The organism is Dryocola boscaweniae (assembly GCF_025215095.1).
Classification (GTDB): Bacteria; Pseudomonadota; Gammaproteobacteria; order Enterobacterales; family Enterobacteriaceae; genus Dryocola; species Dryocola boscaweniae.
In genome coordinates this window covers 1-15,105 of record NZ_JALHAP010000077.1, presented here as the reverse complement: position 1 = coordinate 15,105, position 15,105 = coordinate 1, and the positions used below count along the sequence as shown (strand labels likewise).

16 protein-coding genes and 1 pseudogene are annotated in these 15,105 nt (G+C 52.6%); 6 read left to right on the top strand and 11 right to left on the bottom strand.

Translation table 11 applies throughout. The annotated features are described in order from the left end of the window. Window positions 1–45: 45 nt before the first annotated feature. Window positions 46–1,170 carry a YbdK family carboxylate-amine ligase gene (locus MUA00_RS09670; RefSeq protein WP_271123081.1) on the top strand — a complete coding sequence of 375 codons (1,125 nt, stop codon included), beginning with the start codon at window positions 46–48 and terminating at the stop codon, window positions 1,168–1,170. 79 nt (window positions 1,171–1,249) lie between these two features. On the opposite strand, the gene fusA is transcribed toward MUA00_RS09670, so the two are convergent. Next, on the bottom strand, window positions 1,250–3,349 hold the full coding sequence (gene fusA, locus MUA00_RS09665) for an elongation factor G (protein ID WP_271123082.1): 2,100 nt from the start codon (window positions 3,347–3,349) through the stop codon (window positions 1,250–1,252). A 172-nt stretch (window positions 3,350–3,521) separates the two neighbouring features. Between fusA and MUA00_RS09660 the strand changes: the two genes are divergently transcribed. Continuing rightward, window positions 3,522–3,827 (top strand): ArsR/SmtB family transcription factor, encoded by a 306-nt coding sequence (locus MUA00_RS09660; RefSeq protein ID WP_271123083.1) that lies wholly within the window; start codon window positions 3,522–3,524, stop codon window positions 3,825–3,827. 97 nt (window positions 3,828–3,924) lie between these two features. On the opposite strand, the gene MUA00_RS09655 is transcribed toward MUA00_RS09660, so the two are convergent. Continuing rightward, window positions 3,925–4,146 (bottom strand): helix-turn-helix domain-containing protein, encoded by a 222-nt coding sequence (locus tag MUA00_RS09655; protein ID WP_271123084.1) that lies wholly within the window; start codon window positions 4,144–4,146, stop codon window positions 3,925–3,927. Between the two features lie 110 nt (window positions 4,147–4,256). On the opposite strand from MUA00_RS09655, the gene MUA00_RS09650 reads away from it, so the two are divergent. Next, entirely contained in the window at window positions 4,257–4,532 is a 276-nt protein-coding gene (locus MUA00_RS09650; protein WP_271123085.1) for a helix-turn-helix domain-containing protein, read from the top strand. Between the two features lie 26 nt (window positions 4,533–4,558). Next, window positions 4,559–4,780, top strand: coding sequence for a hypothetical protein (locus MUA00_RS09645; RefSeq protein ID WP_271123086.1), 222 nt, complete (start codon window positions 4,559–4,561; stop codon window positions 4,778–4,780). Between the two features lie 251 nt (window positions 4,781–5,031). On the opposite strand, the gene cobT is transcribed toward MUA00_RS09645, so the two are convergent. The 8 genes from cobT to dacD all read right to left on the bottom strand — a co-directional run bounded on the left by cobT (window position 5,032) and on the right by dacD (window position 12,773). Next, the gene (gene cobT / locus MUA00_RS09640; RefSeq protein ID WP_271123087.1) at window positions 5,032–6,087 is read right to left on the bottom strand and encodes a nicotinate-nucleotide--dimethylbenzimidazole phosphoribosyltransferase; all 1,056 of its coding nucleotides are present in this window, start codon (window positions 6,085–6,087) and stop codon (window positions 5,032–5,034) included. 30 nt (window positions 6,088–6,117) lie between these two features. Beyond that, window positions 6,118–6,858: an adenosylcobinamide-GDP ribazoletransferase gene (gene cobS / locus MUA00_RS09635; protein WP_271123106.1), complete on the bottom strand. Its 741-nt coding sequence runs from the start codon at window positions 6,856–6,858 to the stop codon at window positions 6,118–6,120. Next, window positions 6,858–7,403 carry a bifunctional adenosylcobinamide kinase/adenosylcobinamide-phosphate guanylyltransferase gene (gene cobU / locus MUA00_RS09630; protein ID WP_271123107.1) on the bottom strand — a complete coding sequence of 182 codons (546 nt, stop codon included), beginning with the start codon at window positions 7,401–7,403 and terminating at the stop codon, window positions 6,858–6,860. The genes cobS and cobU overlap by 1 nt, the downstream gene beginning before the upstream one ends. Beyond that, complete coding sequence (locus tag MUA00_RS09625) at window positions 7,391–8,929, bottom strand: cobyric acid synthase (protein ID WP_271123108.1); 1,539 nt, start codon at window positions 8,927–8,929, stop codon at window positions 7,391–7,393. Before MUA00_RS09625 ends, cobU begins: the two co-directional genes overlap by 13 nt. Window positions 8,930–9,299: 370 nt before the next feature. Then, entirely contained in the window at window positions 9,300–9,620 is a 321-nt protein-coding gene (locus MUA00_RS09620; RefSeq protein ID WP_147402970.1) for a DUF496 family protein, read from the bottom strand. A 162-nt stretch (window positions 9,621–9,782) separates the two neighbouring features. Beyond that, window positions 9,783–10,841, bottom strand: a complete 1,059-nt coding sequence (locus MUA00_RS09615) for an FUSC family protein (protein WP_271123088.1) — start codon at window positions 10,839–10,841, stop codon at window positions 9,783–9,785. A 129-nt stretch (window positions 10,842–10,970) separates the two neighbouring features. After that, a complete protein-coding gene (sbmC, locus tag MUA00_RS09610) occupies window positions 10,971–11,441 on the bottom strand; it encodes a DNA gyrase inhibitor SbmC (protein ID WP_271123089.1) in 471 nt (156 codons plus the stop codon). A gap of 168 nt (window positions 11,442–11,609) precedes the next feature. Next, window positions 11,610–12,773 (bottom strand): serine-type D-Ala-D-Ala carboxypeptidase DacD, encoded by a 1,164-nt coding sequence (gene dacD / locus MUA00_RS09605; protein ID WP_271123090.1) that lies wholly within the window; start codon window positions 12,771–12,773, stop codon window positions 11,610–11,612. 238 nt (window positions 12,774–13,011) lie between these two features. On the opposite strand from dacD, the pseudogene MUA00_RS09600 reads away from it, so the two are divergent. Both MUA00_RS09600 and sbcB read left to right on the top strand, forming a co-directional pair. Further along, a pseudogene (locus tag MUA00_RS09600) lies at window positions 13,012–13,317 on the top strand (acyltransferase family protein); the annotation flags it as partial. A 196-nt stretch (window positions 13,318–13,513) separates the two neighbouring features. Beyond that, window positions 13,514–14,953 carry an exodeoxyribonuclease I gene (gene sbcB / locus MUA00_RS09595; RefSeq protein WP_408639701.1) on the top strand — a complete coding sequence of 480 codons (1,440 nt, stop codon included), beginning with the start codon at window positions 13,514–13,516 and terminating at the stop codon, window positions 14,951–14,953. 35 nt (window positions 14,954–14,988) lie between these two features. Here sbcB and MUA00_RS09590 read toward each other — a convergent pair. Continuing rightward, window positions 14,989–15,105 (bottom strand): hypothetical protein (locus MUA00_RS09590; protein WP_271122610.1); only part of this gene is annotated, 117 nt, incomplete at its 5' end.

Below are 15,105 nucleotides of genomic sequence, written 5' to 3'. Positions count from 1 at the left end.
CTTTTAGCGACAAGCCCCATCAGGCAACACAGTGCAGAGGACATTATGGTATCACTACCTTTTACTCGCTCACTGCGGTTTACAACAGGCACCGAACTGGAGCTTCAGTTGATAAACAGGCACGATGCCCGGCTGGTAGATAAAGCTGATGCGGTGCTGGCGGACATGGAAAACAGTCAGCAAATAAAGCATGAGCTAACCAAGTCGATGATCGAATTAAACAGCTCGGTACACACTTCGGTGCTGGAACTGCATAAAGAATTATCTTTTTTAGCCCGTAACGTCAGGGAGGTCGCCTGGCAACACGGTTGCGATGTGACGGGAGGCGGCCGTCACCTGGACGGCGACTGGCGGGAACAGGTGATAAGCGATCTGCAGCGCCATCAAAACCTCGCCGTACGCTATGGCTATATCACTAAAATGGCCTGCGTGTTTGGCCAGCATATTCATATTGGCGTTCAGGATGGCGATGAAGCTATTTATCTCTGCCATGCGTTAATTCCGTATCTTCCTCATTTGGTCGCGTTAAGCGCCTCATCGCCGTGGCTTGACGGCGTGGATACTTCTTTTTCAAGCTCCCGCTTTACCGGACAGAACGCCTTTCTGAACAGCGAGCTGATTGAGAATCTTTATAACTGGGAAGAATTTACCGCCTTTTATAATGAGATGGTCGATATCGGGATAATTAAAAGCATCAAAGATATCTACTGGTACGTCAGGCCGCAGCCGGCTTTAGGCACCATTGAGATCAGAATATGCGACATGCCGTTGACGATTTTTCACGCTGCGATGTTAACAGGCTATAGCAAAATACTGGCTCAGTCTCTGTTGGCGAACCGGGTAAACATCGTCAAAAAACATCATGCCATTGAGAAATATAATATATTTAACGCCCGCCGCGATGGTTTGCAGGCCAGTTATGTCAGCACGCTGAATAATCAACGCCAACCGCTGGCCAGCCATATGCTGCACACCGTGGAAAACCTCTCATTGTTTACCCACAATGATGAGGATAATTACGTCCTGCAATACATCGCGAAATACGTAAAGAAAGGCGCCAATGACTCGGACAGAATACGCAGCATGATTAAGCGGGCGATGGATTTAAATACCGTGATGGAAAGAATGCGAAAAATGCTCTTATCCGCGCCAAAGAGTTATAAAAAGTAATATTTATAAGGGCCGAAATAAAATGATTCGGCCCTTTTCGCTTTAACGCAATATATGAACAATTGCGCTCTAAAAATAACTACTTGCTACGGCTGGCAATAATACCCTCCGCCACATTACGCGGGGCTTCGGCATAATGATGGAACTCCATATTGTAAGTTGCGCGCCCCTGGGACATGGAACGCAAAATGGTTGAGTAGCCAAACATTTCTGAAAGCGGCACATCAGCGCGAATGATATGGCTGCCGAGCCTTTCATCCATGCCCTGTACCATACCGCGCCTTGAGGAGAGATCGCCCATCACGTTACCGGCGTACTCCTCCGGCGTTTCCACCTCTACGTGCATGACGGGTTCCAGAATGACCGGGTCGGCCCGGCGCGCGCCCTCCTTGAAGCCAAAAATGGCCGCCATTCTGAAGGCCATTTCCGAGGAGTCCACGTCGTGATACGAGCCGAAAGTCAGCGTCACTTTGACGTCCACCACCGGATAACCCGCCAGCACGCCGCTGTTCAGCGCTTCACGAATGCCTTTTTCCACCGAAGGTATAAATTCACGCGGCACGACTCCGCCTTTGGTGGCATCTTCAAAGGAGAAGCCTTTGCCCGCCTCAAGCGGCTCAATGGTTAGCACGACGTGGCCATACTGACCTTTACCGCCCGACTGCCGGACAAACTTCCCTTCCACCTCTTTCACCGTTTTGCGCAGGGTTTCACGGTAGGTAACCTGTGGACGCCCGATATTCGCCTCCACGCCAAACTCGCGCTTCATTCGATCGACGATAATTTCCAGATGCAGCTCGCCCATGCCGGAAATAATAGTCTGCCCGGATTCTTCATCGGTATGTAACCGGAACGACGGATCTTCCGCAGCCAGCCGCTGTAGGGCAATGCCCATTCTTTCCTGATCCGCCTTGGTTTTTGGCTCAATCGCCAGCGAAATTACCGGCTCCGGAAATTCCATACGTTCCAGTGAAACGACGGCATTTGGATCGCAAAGCGTGTCCCCCGTGGTGACATCTTTCAGCCCCACGCAGGCGGCGATATCCCCGGCACGCAGCTCATCCACCTCGTGCCGGTCGTTGGCATGCATTTGCACGATGCGCCCGATACGCTCTTTCTTCCCTTTTACCGGGTTGTACACCGAGTCGCCTTTTTTAAGCACGCCGGAGTAAACGCGAATAAACGTCAGTTGCCCCACGTAGGGGTCGGTCATCAGTTTGAATGCCAGCGCGGAGAAGGGTTCGCGGTCATCCGGATGGCGCTCCACCGTCTGTCCTTTCTCATCGATGCCCTGAATAGAGGGAACATCCAATGGAGAAGGCATCAGTTCCACAATAGCGTCGAGCATGCGCTGCACGCCCTTGTTTTTAAAGGCGCTGCCGCAGAGCACAGGCTGAATTTCACCGGCAACGGTGCGCGCGCGCAGGCCCACAATAATCTCTTCTTCGTTCAGTTCGCCCGTTTCCAGATATTTATCCATCAGCGTTTCGTTGGCCTCTGCCGCAGCCGAAACCATTTTCTCACGCCATTTTTGCGCGGTTGAAAGCAGCTCTTCGGGTACGTGGGCATAGTTAAACGTCATGCCCTGCGTTGCGTCATCCCACAAAATAGCGCGCATTTTGATGAGATCTACCACGCCGGTGAAATGGTCCTCCGCGCCGATGGGGATGACAATCGGCACCGGATTAGCTTTCAGCCGGTCAATCATCATCTGCACTACGCGGAAAAAGTCTGCGCCCTGACGGTCCATTTTGTTGACGAACGCCAGGCGCGGCACATGGTATTTGTTGGCCTGCCGCCATACTGTTTCGGACTGCGGCTGAACGCCGCCCACGGAGTCGTACACCATTACCGCGCCGTCGAGCACGCGCATGGAGCGTTCCACTTCAATGGTGAAATCGACGTGTCCGGGAGTGTCGATAATATTGATGCGATGCGGCTCGAAGCCTTTATCCATACCGGACCAGAAGCAGCTTACCGCCGCCGAGGTAATTGTTATCCCGCGTTCCTGCTCCTGCGCCATCCAGTCTGTCGTTGCTGCGCCATCGTGAACTTCGCCCAGTTTATGGCTCATGCCGGTATAAAACAGGATGCGCTCGGTAGTCGTCGTTTTACCGGCATCGATATGGGCGGAAATACCAATGTTGCGATAGCGTTCGAGGGGGATGGGTCGGGGCATGATGTGTCCTTAGTCTGTTTGACTATGAGCGGCAGGATTTGCCGCTGTGTGAATGTTGTCGACATCATAGTACAATTGTACGAGTATATTCGAACCATTTTATCTATAGGTAAATCTCACAGGGCTTAGGTATATTACCGGGCCGCAAAAGCTAAGCAGAAACAGGAAGAGTATGATCGCCAATCACCCCGAACGAGAACAAATCCGCCTGGAAAATGTGCTTTTTGCGCTGGGCAACCCTTTGCGGCTGGATATCGTCAGAACGCTGGCGGAACGGGGAGAACAGGCCTGCGGCACGCTGCGTAAGGACGTGGCGAAATCAACGATGACGCACCACTGGCGCGTGCTGCGCGACAGCGGCGTCATCTGGCAGCGCCCACAGGGGCGCGAAAATCTGATTTCCCTGCGGCAGGAAGATTTGAATGCACGTTTTCCAGGCCTGCTGGATACGCTTTTACGGGTGATGCAGGCCGAGTGAAAATCGGTGGATGGCGCTTCGCTTATCCACCCTACCTGAGTCTGGAATTTTGTAAGGCGGGTAAGCAAAGCGTCACCCGCCCTATAATTTTTTGCTGCTAAATATCTTCAACTTTTCGATACCGCGATGGCCAGATCTGCTCAGGGGCGATACCGAACTCAGCAGCAATCAACCTTTCGCCCTTCGGCCAATGCCGTTTCAAAGCATTCGCTAAGGTCGATGAAGCCAGTCCAGCCTTTCTTGAAACAGCCGCCAGTGAAGTACCCTTCTTCTTAATCTCTGCGATAACGTCAGCCGGATGCCAGTCATTACATTCCATGATCTTTTCTCCTTCACGTACATTTAAACCCCATTGTTCAGGAACTCTAAACAACTACGATGTTAAGTAATGCTAAACACTAAGTCAATACACATAATTAGTGGTGACTTATGGTTCCCTCCAGACTTAAAGCAGCTCGTTTACGTGCAAACCTAACTCAGGAAAAATTAGGTGTTTTAGCAGGCATAGAAGAAGCAACAGCACGTTCACGTATATCGCAATATGAAAGCGGTATACATCGCCCGACGTTCGAAATGATGTGCGCCTTCGCAAAAGTGCTGAATGTACCGGAAGGCTATTTCTATACTGTTGACAATGAATTTGCTAAACGGTTACTGACGGCTTATGAAGATTGGATTTTCAGCGAGAATAAAATTGAAAATTAAATAAACATGTATTCAAGCATATAAATTTGAATGAAGGGGATTTTGACGATTTTAACAACGGCAAGTTACCAAAAAGATTTGAATATCACTTTACAAGCTCAGTACATTATATTGGAGGAAAAGCGCCTAACCTTAATGCTATTCAAAAAGGGAGTGGGTTGAGAAATTCATTAATACATTCTTTTTCAGAGAAAGAAATTAGTGCGGCAATGTTAAACAAGCATTCAAAAGAAATAAAGAATGCTTAATATATCTTCAGGAAAAATTAACAGGTGTAGACACCTTTACTAAAAATCATATAACCTTCGGTTCACTTCTTCCTGGCGGTATTTATAGCAATCAGATCGAGATGACAGAGGAGCAAAAAATTCGCGTATTGAGTGGTAATTACAAGAGTAGCTTTAAAGTCTATATTGATAACAGTAATTATTGAGTAAATAACACAACCTTATTGTTATTTTGTAAGGCGGGTAAGCAAAGCGTCACCCGCTAAATTGGGCTAGCTCTGCGGCAGCACAATATTACTCTCGGCCAAAGACCCCATCTGGTTATGCATCGCGCAGGCGGCATCCACGAGATGCATCGCAAGCGCGGCTCCGCTACCTTCGCCTAAACGCATGCCCATATGCAGATACGGCTCCAGATCCAGATGCTTCAAAGCTAGCCGTGCGCCCTTTTCCGCCGACAGATGCGAGGGAATGAGGTAGTCGCGCACGCCGGGCGCAATACGGCAGGCGGCAAGCGCCGAGGCATAAGAAAGATAGCCATCCAGCACCACCGGCAGGCCAGCCGCTGCGGCGCCAAGCATAACGCCGGTCATGCCGACAAGGTCGAATCCACCGACTTTGGCCAGCACGTCAATGCCGTCTTTTGCGTTGGGTTGGTTAACCGCCAGCGCCCGGCGCACCACGTCAACTTTGTGAGCTATTCTGTCGCCCGGTAAATTTGCGCCCATGCCAACCGTGTTTAGCGGATCGCTGTCGGTAAATACGCTGACCATCGCTGCCGCGGGCGTGGTATTGGCCATACCCAGCTCGCCAACCCCAAACAGCCGCACGCCTTCCGCCGCTTTGGCGAGAGTGAGCTTTGCCGTTGCCAGAAGCAGATCTTCCGCCTGCTGGCGCGACATCGCCGGGCCTTTAGCAATATTGCCGCAGCCGCGCGCCACCTTCATGCTCAGCACCCCGGGAAGCGGTTCGCTGTCAACGCCGACGTCTACAACGGTCACATCCGCTCCGGCGAGCGCGCCCAGCACACATATTCCGGTATTGTGGCGCGTCATATTCATAGTCTGAATCGCAGTAACCTCCTGCGGCGCAGCCGCCACGCCTTCTGCGTAAACGCCATGGTCAGCGCACATGACCAGAATCGCTTTGCGACTCGTGTCCAGGCCATTTTTCAAGCCCGGCATTCCGGCGAGCTGTACGGCGAGCGCCTCCAGCCGTCCCAGGCTGCCCTGCGGTTTTAACAGGCCGTCAATATGCTGCTGCGCGTTTGCCATCGCGTGACTATCCAGGGGGGCAATTGCCGCCAGAAGCATAGCCAGTGTCTGCATTTATTTATTCTCTGAAGGGTTGGTCTGCCGCTACAAAAGCGCCAGCAGGAAAATCACTTCGCCAAGTTCGATGGCGGCCCCAAGCGTATCGCCTGTCTGCCCGCCAAGCGTCCGGCGCAGCATCCAGGCCAGTACCGACATGGCGGCAAGCGTAATAGCGAAGGCGAATAACCCCGTCGCCGGGACAAGCAGCAGGCTCAGCGCCGCTCCGCCCGCAAGCGTCAGCGCGGTTTGTTTACCGCTTACTTTGCCGATAAAAAGATTGCCTAAGCCCTTTTCTCTTGCGTATTTCTGGTTGTACATCAGCAGCACGGAAGCGCTGCGCCCGGCAACGGAGGCCGCGGCCAGCACCGCCAGCATATGGCTGCCGCGCAGGGAAAGCTCGCTGACGACTAACACCTTAGCGACAATGACGATAATCAGCGCCAGCCCGCCATGCGTGCCAAGACGGCTGTCGCGCATGATTTCCAGCATACGTTCGCGGCTGCGCGCGGAAAACACGCCGTCGCAGGTATCGGCCAGGCCGTCAAGATGAAAACCGCCGGTCAGCAGCGCCAGCGCCAGCACGTAGGCCAATGCAGCCAGCGGCAAACCGCACCACGGCTGCAATACAACGAAGACCAGGCCCGCAAGCGCGCCTAACAGCAATCCCACGAAGGGAAAAGTGATAATACCGCGCACGTATTGATCCACTTCCAGCCCTTGCGACCAGCGGCCAGGCACCGGCAAACGGCTCATAAATTGCAGCGTGGCGAAATACAAACGGAAGATCATTTAATTTTGACTCCAATTCCTGAGACAACCAGCCAGACTTCCTCCGCTGCGAGCGCCAGGCGTTGATTTACGCGCCCGGCTATATCGCGAAAGTGACGGGCCAGGCGATTTTCCGGCACGATGCCCATGCCGACTTCGTTGGTAACGAGATAAACCGGTGCCGGGCTTGCCGCACAGGCAGCCAGCAGCACATCGATTTGCTGGTTAACCTGCTGCTCGACAGACACAAAATCCCATTCGTCTTCAGGCGCGCCGCCCGCCGCATCGAACATAATATTGGTGATTAACGTGGTGATACATTCCAGCAGTATCGCCTCCTGCGGGTCGTTCTCAGCACCGATAACGCCGTTCAAATCGCGGTATCGTTCAACGGTGCGCCAGTGTGCCGGACGGGCGTCGCGGTGGTGCTGAATGCGGGCCGCCATTTCCTCATCGAAAACTTTCGAGGTGGCGATGTACAGCACGCGCTCGCTTGCGGCGGCCAGCCGCTCCGCATGGCTGCTTTTGCCGCTGCGTGCGCCGCCGGTAATCAGATACATGATTGCTCCTGATGCTCGTGCATGATTTTATAAATGCTTTCGATATCAATGTATTCACGCATGGCGTCGGCGAGAATATCGAACTGCCGCTGTTTGTGCTGCTGATAATCAAACGGCTCGCCGTCCCACGCCTTCAGCCCTTTTCGCTCGCGCAGAGCGTTGAGCAGCGCACGGGTAAATTCACCGTTATCAAACACGCCGTGCATATAAGTTCCCAGCACGTTGCCTTCGGCGTTTACCGCACCCTCTGCGCTGTCGTAAGGGAGAGCGTTGCATTCGTTCAGGTGGGCAAAGGATTCAACGCTCGGGCCGCGCTGCGTTTCACCCATATGAATTTCGTATCCCTCCAGCCTGAGCGCCGCGCAGGCGCTGAAGATGCCAGGCAATGCCGGAAGCGTTTTGCCTGCTACGCGAGTTGTGGTTTTCGAGCTTGCGAAACGGGTAACCACATCGAGCAGGCCGATCCCCGGCATTTCCTCCAGCCCGGACTCCACCGCATCGAAGATATGCTTGCCAAGCATCTGGTAGCCGCCGCAAATGCCCAGCACCGCGCCGTTCGCTTGATGATGCGCCAGCAAGGCTTGCTCAAAACCGTTCTCACGCACCCAGCGCAGGTCGCTTAACGTATTTTTGCTGCCGGGAAGAATAACAAGGTCGCAGCCCTGAAGTTCATGCGGCTGGCTGACATAGCGCAGGCGCGCGTCCGGCTGGGCCGCCAGCGCGTTAAAGTCGGTGAAGTTGGACATATACGGCAGTTGAATGACCGCGATATCCAAATCCTTTGGCGTCCGGGCATCGTATTTACCGCGTTCCAGAACCACGCTGTCTTCATCTTCCAGGTCCACTTTCAGCCACGGCATTACGCCCAGCACCGGCACGCCGGTCAGCGCTTCGATCTGTTCGATGCCGGAATAAAGCAGCGCTTTATCGCCGCGAAACTTGTTGATGATAACGCCTTTTACGCGCCGCTTTTCATGTTCGGGCAAAAGCGCGAGCGTGCCGTAAATCGCGGCAAATACGCCGCCGCGGTCAATATCCGCCACCAGAATTACCGGACATTCGGCCAGTTCAGCCATCCCCATATTGACGATATCGCGGTCGCGTAAGTTAATTTCCGCCGGGCTGCCAGCCCCTTCGAGCACCATTACTTCGTATTCGGATGCAAGGCTGCGGTAAACCTGCTGAATCCGGCTGCGCAACCGGGGCTTGTAATTGTGATAAGTGACCGCGTCCATGTTGGTCGCGACTTTGCCCATCAACACCACCTGCGCTTTGCAGTCGCTGGTGGGTTTTAACAGCACGGGATTCATGCGCACATCCGGCGCAATGCCGGCGGCTTCCGCCTGGAATATCTGCGCGCGGCCCATCTCTTTGCCGTCTGGCGTGATGCCTGAATTAAGGGCCATATTCTGCGATTTAAACGGCGCGACCCGCAGTCCGTCCTGAACGAAAATGCGGCACAGCCCTGCCACCAGCACGCTTTTTCCTACGTCCGAAGCGGTGCCCTGGATCATTACGGCATTGCCCATCATGCCTCCTGTTTAGTTTTAAGCCGCGCCAAAGGTAAACCAGCGCAGCAAGGCAAAAAACGATAACGCCAGCACGCAGCCAGCTTCATTAACCCATGTATGAAGGTTATCAGGTTGCCGATCCAGCGCACCGGATGGGGCCAGGTTTGCGCATCGCCAAGCCAGTAATCCAGCAGGTTGCTGTCGCCCAGCCAGTAACGTCAACGCTCACTCTTTGTCAGGATTACGAATAATTCAACCGCGTACAGTGTAAAACTTCAGGACGAGAAAAGTATTGCACTATAACAAGCCGTTACGTGTTTTCGCATCCTTGCCGCGGACACAAAAAAACCGCCGGGTAGGCGGTTTTCAGGATTCTGTTCACTAAAGCTTATTCAGGCTTCAGTTCACCCATCGCTTTAAGTTTTTTAGAAATTTCGCGACGCTCTTTGGAAAGCTCGGCGTTTTTGATGATGTAGTCATCAACGCGGTCTTCATAGTCGGTCTTCATGCTGGCGATGATGCCCTGAATAGCTTCGATGCTCATGCCCGGCTTGATGTAGTCGCTCAGGTTATCGAGGAGCAGAACACGTTTTGAGTTGTCACGGATCTTTTTCTCAACGTCCTGGATTTCACGTTGCAGTTTGTTCTTACGACGGAACAGACGCACAAATTCCAGAACATCCTGGAAAGAAGGCTTAGTATTTTCCATTTTTACACCCCTGCTAAATTCATACTCGGATTCGTTAAGACAACTGCCCTAACCATAATGGTAGAGGTTGCCGTTGACAATGATTTATCGGTCGCTTGCTCTATCTTAACCTCAAATACGGCTGAATCGAAACCAGCATTGTAAAAGCTGGGCGCTCACGCGCTACTTACGCAGCGCGCGGCAGATAAGCTGCGACAGCAATTCCAACTGGCGGGCCAGTTCCAGGCTTAACCACACATAGCCATGAATCGGCGTTTCCTGCAGCGCGCTGCCCTGGCCTTCCTGCATCAGTTGACGCAGTTCGCTAACAATTTCGTTGAGCTTTTCGGTATTGGCGGAGATAGGCGACGGATTGCCCTCCTGCAAAGCAAGCGCAATAGCGCTGAGGGTTTTTTGCGTCATCTGCTGCGTGTCGCGCAGCGTGCGCGCGTTAATCATCAAAAAGTGGCTGGCTCGTGAAGACCAGTACGCGTTAATTTGCAGCTCAAGCGTACATACCATGTTGCGGCTCACTTTCTGAATCGCTTCAAAAATCGATTTCTGAATGTGCGTTTCTTTGCTGCTGGGGCCAATCAACGCGCGCATTTTCACCACGTCATTGAGGATGGTTTGCAGCGGTTTTTCCAGACGCGGGCGCTCCAGCAGGTTAGGCGAGAAGCCCGCGTTATAAATGCGTCCAAACGCAGTGACAAAGTTCGCCATCTGGATGCGCCAGTGGATAAACGCCCGTTGAGGATAGATGCTGGTGAACAGCATCGCCAGCAGCGATCCGAAAATGACATCGCCGCTGCGCCACAGCGCGATTTCCAGGTCGCCCGCAGGCGCGCCCACCACCACAGAAAGAGTGATGCCGATCAGTAAGGCCTGATAGGGACGCTTGCCGAGCGCCAGAAAGCCGCATAAAAACATGGCGATGGCGCACCAGAGCAGCATTAATGGCAGGGAATAAAGCTCTAATTTGAGTGCGACAAGCCCGAGCGCCGCACCAAAAATAGTGCCGCCGATGCGTTCAAAGGCCCGGGGAACCACGTTGCCCCAGAATGAGATTGGGCCCATGACCACCACGAGGGTAATCAGCGGCCAGGTGCCTTCCGGCACGTTGAGTACGCGAACGAGAATAAACGTGAGAATAAACGCCAGCGCGATGCGAATTCCGTGTACCGTTCGGTAGTGGCTGTAAACACGGATTTCAAACGGGCTAAGTGATTTGTCGGGGCGCACACCCGTCTCCTGAAACCAAAAGCGCGATTGTATCAGACTAATCGCAAACACCCGAAAAACGAGCCTCCGGGTGTTTGGTTTAGATCAATACAGATAACGATATAGTTATTGCAATTTTTAAGGTGGTTATTAACGCTTATCGGCAACAGGAACATACATGTCGATGTCCCAGACGCCGCTTTCCGAGCCGTCGTTAAGATAGTGTTCAAAGCAGGGCTTGCCGGTTAACTGATAGCTTTCATCAGCCGCCAGGCTGTTAAAGAATTGATTCCAGGGTTTGGCAAAGTCGTTGTCATCGACGCGCGCCCTCGCAACAGCGTACAGCCCCGCCTCAATGCGCGTGGTGATAACGCCTTCGCTGTTTTCCGGCACAACAAAATCTTCCGGCACGCTGAGAACCGTATCGCAGCGCAGTTTCTCTGCAGGCACCTCATCGGGGTTGTCGTAATAAACCGCCAGCCATTCGCTGCCGGTTATTTTTTGTGATTTTACCCACAGGGCTAGCTGCTCAAATCCCTGATGCACCGTTTTCTCCCACGGGCCAACCATATGAAAACCGGCGACTTTACGTTCTGGCACCTGTTGTATTTTGAATTCCATGCATCCTCCCGATCGGGTTAATATACTGTATATTTATACACCCAAATATCAATATGCCATAGCGCCCGCGAGGTCAGGATGGTGGTTTTGCGAGCAGGATCGCCTTTCAGTTTAGGCAAAAAAACGGCAGGGGATCGCTCCCCTCCCGCTATTCCTTCTCAGGGGAATTCAGAATTTGCGGTGCAGGTAATCGCTAAAGCGCGACCACATTCCACCTTTCTTGACTTCGCTGAGCGAGACCAGCGGCCAGTGCGCGATAAGTTTGTCGCGATCAAAGAGTTCGATTTCACCAACGCGCTGATTTACCGCCAAAGGCGCTTCTATATCCTGCCGATCAAGCAAGTATTTAGCTTTGATATTGGGGACCTCGGATTTTGGCAGCGCCATATAAACATCCTGATTAGTCCCCACCTCAAAGGCATCAGCGTCGCCATACCAGATATGTTCCGTACCGATTTTTTTGCCTTTATGCAGGATTTGCACGGTGTCGAAGTTATCCTGGCCCCAGTGCAGCAGTTTACGGGCCTGCTCTTCACGCCCTTTCGGGCTATCGGCTCCCATTATCACGGCAATCAGGCGGCGCTGCCCTTCCACGCTTGAAGCGATCAGATTAAATCCTGCCCCCGACGTGTGGCCCGTTTTCAGCCCGTCGACGTTAAGGTTTTTGTCCCACAGCAGGCCGTTACGGTTTTGCTGGGTGATGCCGTTCCACGTCAGGCTACGCTCGCTATACATGTGGTAGAACTCGGGCTCGCCGTGAATTATTGCACGCGAAAGCACGGCCAAATCATAAGCAGAGCTGTGCTGGCCGGACGCATCAAGACCGTGAACGGTTTCGAAATGGGTATCTCGCAGGCCAAGCTGCGTAACGTATTTATTCATCATCGCCACGAACTGCGGTTCGCCGCCTGCAACATAATCCGCCAGCGCCACGCAGGCATCGTTGCCGGAATCGATAATCAGGCCGCGGCTTAGATCGCGCACCGTAAGCCTGTCGCCGGGTTTCAGGAACATCAGCGATGAACCGTTAAATACGGGGTTTCCCTGAGCCCAGGCGTCTTTTCCTACGGTAACAATATCGTCAGCGCTTATGCGCCTGCTGTCGATAGCGCGGTCCACAACATAGCCGGTCATCAGTTTTGTGAGGCTCGCCGGGTTGCGTTGCATATGTTCATTTTGCGCGGTTAAAACCTGCCCGGTGGTGTAATCCATCAGAACCCACGATCCTGCCTGTATTTGCGGTGGCTGCGGTCCGGTAACAAAGTTGTCAGCAAAGGCGGAATGAACAGACACAGTGAGAAGACTCAGTGCAAGTAACAGGCGGTTTTTCAAAATATATCCTCGGAAACTTATTTTAAGCGGCTCTTTTTACGGGAATTTGTCTTTTTTTGCGCGGAAAAATTGCAATAAAATATGACATCTTTCATTTAAATGACTTTATTTTGATTATTTTCCAGGCCGAGCCTGCATATTATCTGATATTCATTCTTCTCTTTATTGATTTATTGCCAGGCTCCGTATTCGTTTATATTTTGCGCTTTTGCATAATATTTATTCTAAAGGTACCAGCATGGTGCAAGGTAAGAACTGGGCGCCAGAACTTGAAGGCCTGCGGGGATTCGTACTGCTCGGGCATATCTGCCTGCTCACCCACTGCAATATTCCCCTGCTTTACGATCCCGGCATGGGTGTCGATCTCTTTATCTTATTGTCCGGCTATTTGATGGCGAAAAATTATCAGGACCGGCAGGAAAAAGAGCCATAGAATAGCGTTAATACATGGCGAATATTTTGGTTAAGACGTTTTTTCAGAATTGCTCCGCTTTATTATTTACTGCTGGTCTTCGCGCTGATTTTTGGCGTCTGGTTTGGAGAAACGGGTATCTGCCTGCCGATTATCTGGCTTATCGCCTTCGCCCTTTACCATAAAGTCGAGAAACCCGGCATTGCGTCAGGCAAACGCATTATCGGCAGCCAGCCGATACAGCCGTAGCGGCAGCCGCTTTAACCGCTGCTTTTCTTCTGATGCCTTAACAAATGAGTTACCATTGAGCCAGACTTTCATCAGCTTAATGGTAACTTCCGTGTCTGAAACCGTATCGCTGCCGACCTTTCTCTTCCACGATTATGAAACCTTCGGTAAGAGCCCGTCGCTCGACCGCCCGGCGCAGTTTGCCGCTATTCGTACCGACGAGCAGTTCAACGTTATCGGCGAGCCTGAAGTGTTTTACTGCAAGCCTGCGGACGACTATTTGCCTCAGCCGGAAGCGATAATGATTACCGGTATTACGCCTCAGCAGGCGCTGGCGCGCGGCGAGAACGAAGCCGCATTTGCAAAACGCATTCACGATATTTTCACCGTGCCGAAAACCTGCGTGGTGGGCTATAACAACGTGCGCTTTGACGATGAAGTGACGCGTAATATTTTCTATCGCAATTTTTACGATCCATACGCATGGAGCTGGCAGAATGACAATTCGCGCTGGGACCTGCTGGATGTGATGCGTGCCTGCTATGCGCTGCGCCCGGAAGGAATTGTCTGGCCGGAAAACGAAGACGGCCTGCCGAGTTTCCGCCTTGAGCATCTCACTAAAGCCAACGGCATAGAGCATGCTAATGCGCACGACGCGATGTCGGACGTTTACGCCACCATCGCGATGGCGCAACTGGTGAAAACCCGGCAGCCGCGTTTGTTTGATTATCTGTATAGCTACCGTTCTAAGCAGAAGCTGATGACGCTGATTGATATTCCGCAGATGAAACCGCTGGTTCACGTCTCGGGTATGTTTGGCGCCTGGCGCGGCAACACAAGCTGGATTGCCCCCCTTGCCTGGCATCCGGAAAACCGCAACGCGGTGATTATGGTCGACCTTGCCGGTGATATTACGCCTTTGCTTGAACTGGACGCCGATACGCTTCGCGAGCGTTTATATACGCCGAAAGCTGCCCTCGGCGATGCGGCAGCCGTGCCGGTTAAACTTGTTCATCTCAATAAATGTCCCGTGCTGGCCGTTGCCAATACGTTGCGCCCGGAAGATGCGGAACGTCTGGGCATTAATCGCCAGCAATGCCTGGAGAATTTAAAAGTCCTGCGTGAACATCCTGACGTGCGGGAAAAAGCGGTGGCGATTTTTGCCGAGGCAGAACCTTTTGTGCCGTCGGATAACGTCGATGCGCAGATTTATAACGGTTTCTTCAGCGATGCCGACCGGGCGGCGATGCGTATTGTGCTGCAAACCGAGCCGCAGAATCTTCCGGCGCTGGATATTTCGTTCGTGGATAAGCGTATTGAGAAGCTGCTGTTTAATTACCGGGCGCGTAACTTCCCCGGCTCGCTGGATGAAGTCGAGCAACAGCGCTGGTTAGCACATCGTCAGGAAGTGCTGTCACAAGAAGCATTGCAGGCCTACGCGCTGGAGCTGGAAGCGCTGTATAACCAGCACGAAGGGGATAAAGAGAAGACGGCGCTGCTTAAAGCGCTGTTCGAATATGCGCAGTTTTTGGTGAATTAAAGGTAAAAAAATGGCTCCCGCAGGAGTAATGCCAGTCAGTTAAGCAACTGACTGGCTGTTTTCTTCTGAGGTTTTGGGTATTTCCAGGGCCTCTCTTTCACCACTCTCGGGAACGCTCTTTCCCTTCTTATCGGTAGCTTCACCATCTGCGC

Bases quoted from the DNA above. Each gene is read 5' to 3' on its own strand.
- MUA00_RS09670 (WP_271123081.1), top strand. From the start codon at position 46: ATGGTATCACTACCTTTTACTCGCTCACTGCGGTTTACAACAGGCACC.
- fusA (WP_271123082.1), bottom strand. From the start codon at position 3,349: ATGCCCCGACCCATCCCCCTCGAACGCTATCGCAACATTGGTATTTCC.
- MUA00_RS09660 (WP_271123083.1), top strand. From the start codon at position 3,522: ATGATCGCCAATCACCCCGAACGAGAACAAATCCGCCTGGAAAATGTG.
- MUA00_RS09655 (WP_271123084.1), bottom strand. From the start codon at position 4,146: ATGGAATGTAATGACTGGCATCCGGCTGACGTTATCGCAGAGATTAAG.
- MUA00_RS09650 (WP_271123085.1), top strand. From the start codon at position 4,257: ATGGTTCCCTCCAGACTTAAAGCAGCTCGTTTACGTGCAAACCTAACT.
- cobT (WP_271123087.1), bottom strand. From the start codon at position 6,087: ATGCAGACACTGGCTATGCTTCTGGCGGCAATTGCCCCCCTGGATAGT.
- MUA00_RS09625 (WP_271123108.1), bottom strand. From the start codon at position 8,929: ATGGGCAATGCCGTAATGATCCAGGGCACCGCTTCGGACGTAGGAAAA.
- MUA00_RS09620 (WP_147402970.1), bottom strand. From the start codon at position 9,620: ATGGAAAATACTAAGCCTTCTTTCCAGGATGTTCTGGAATTTGTGCGT.
- sbmC (WP_271123089.1), bottom strand. From the start codon at position 11,441: ATGGAATTCAAAATACAACAGGTGCCAGAACGTAAAGTCGCCGGTTTT.
- sbcB (WP_408639701.1), top strand. From the start codon at position 13,514: ATGGTAACTTCCGTGTCTGAAACCGTATCGCTGCCGACCTTTCTCTTC.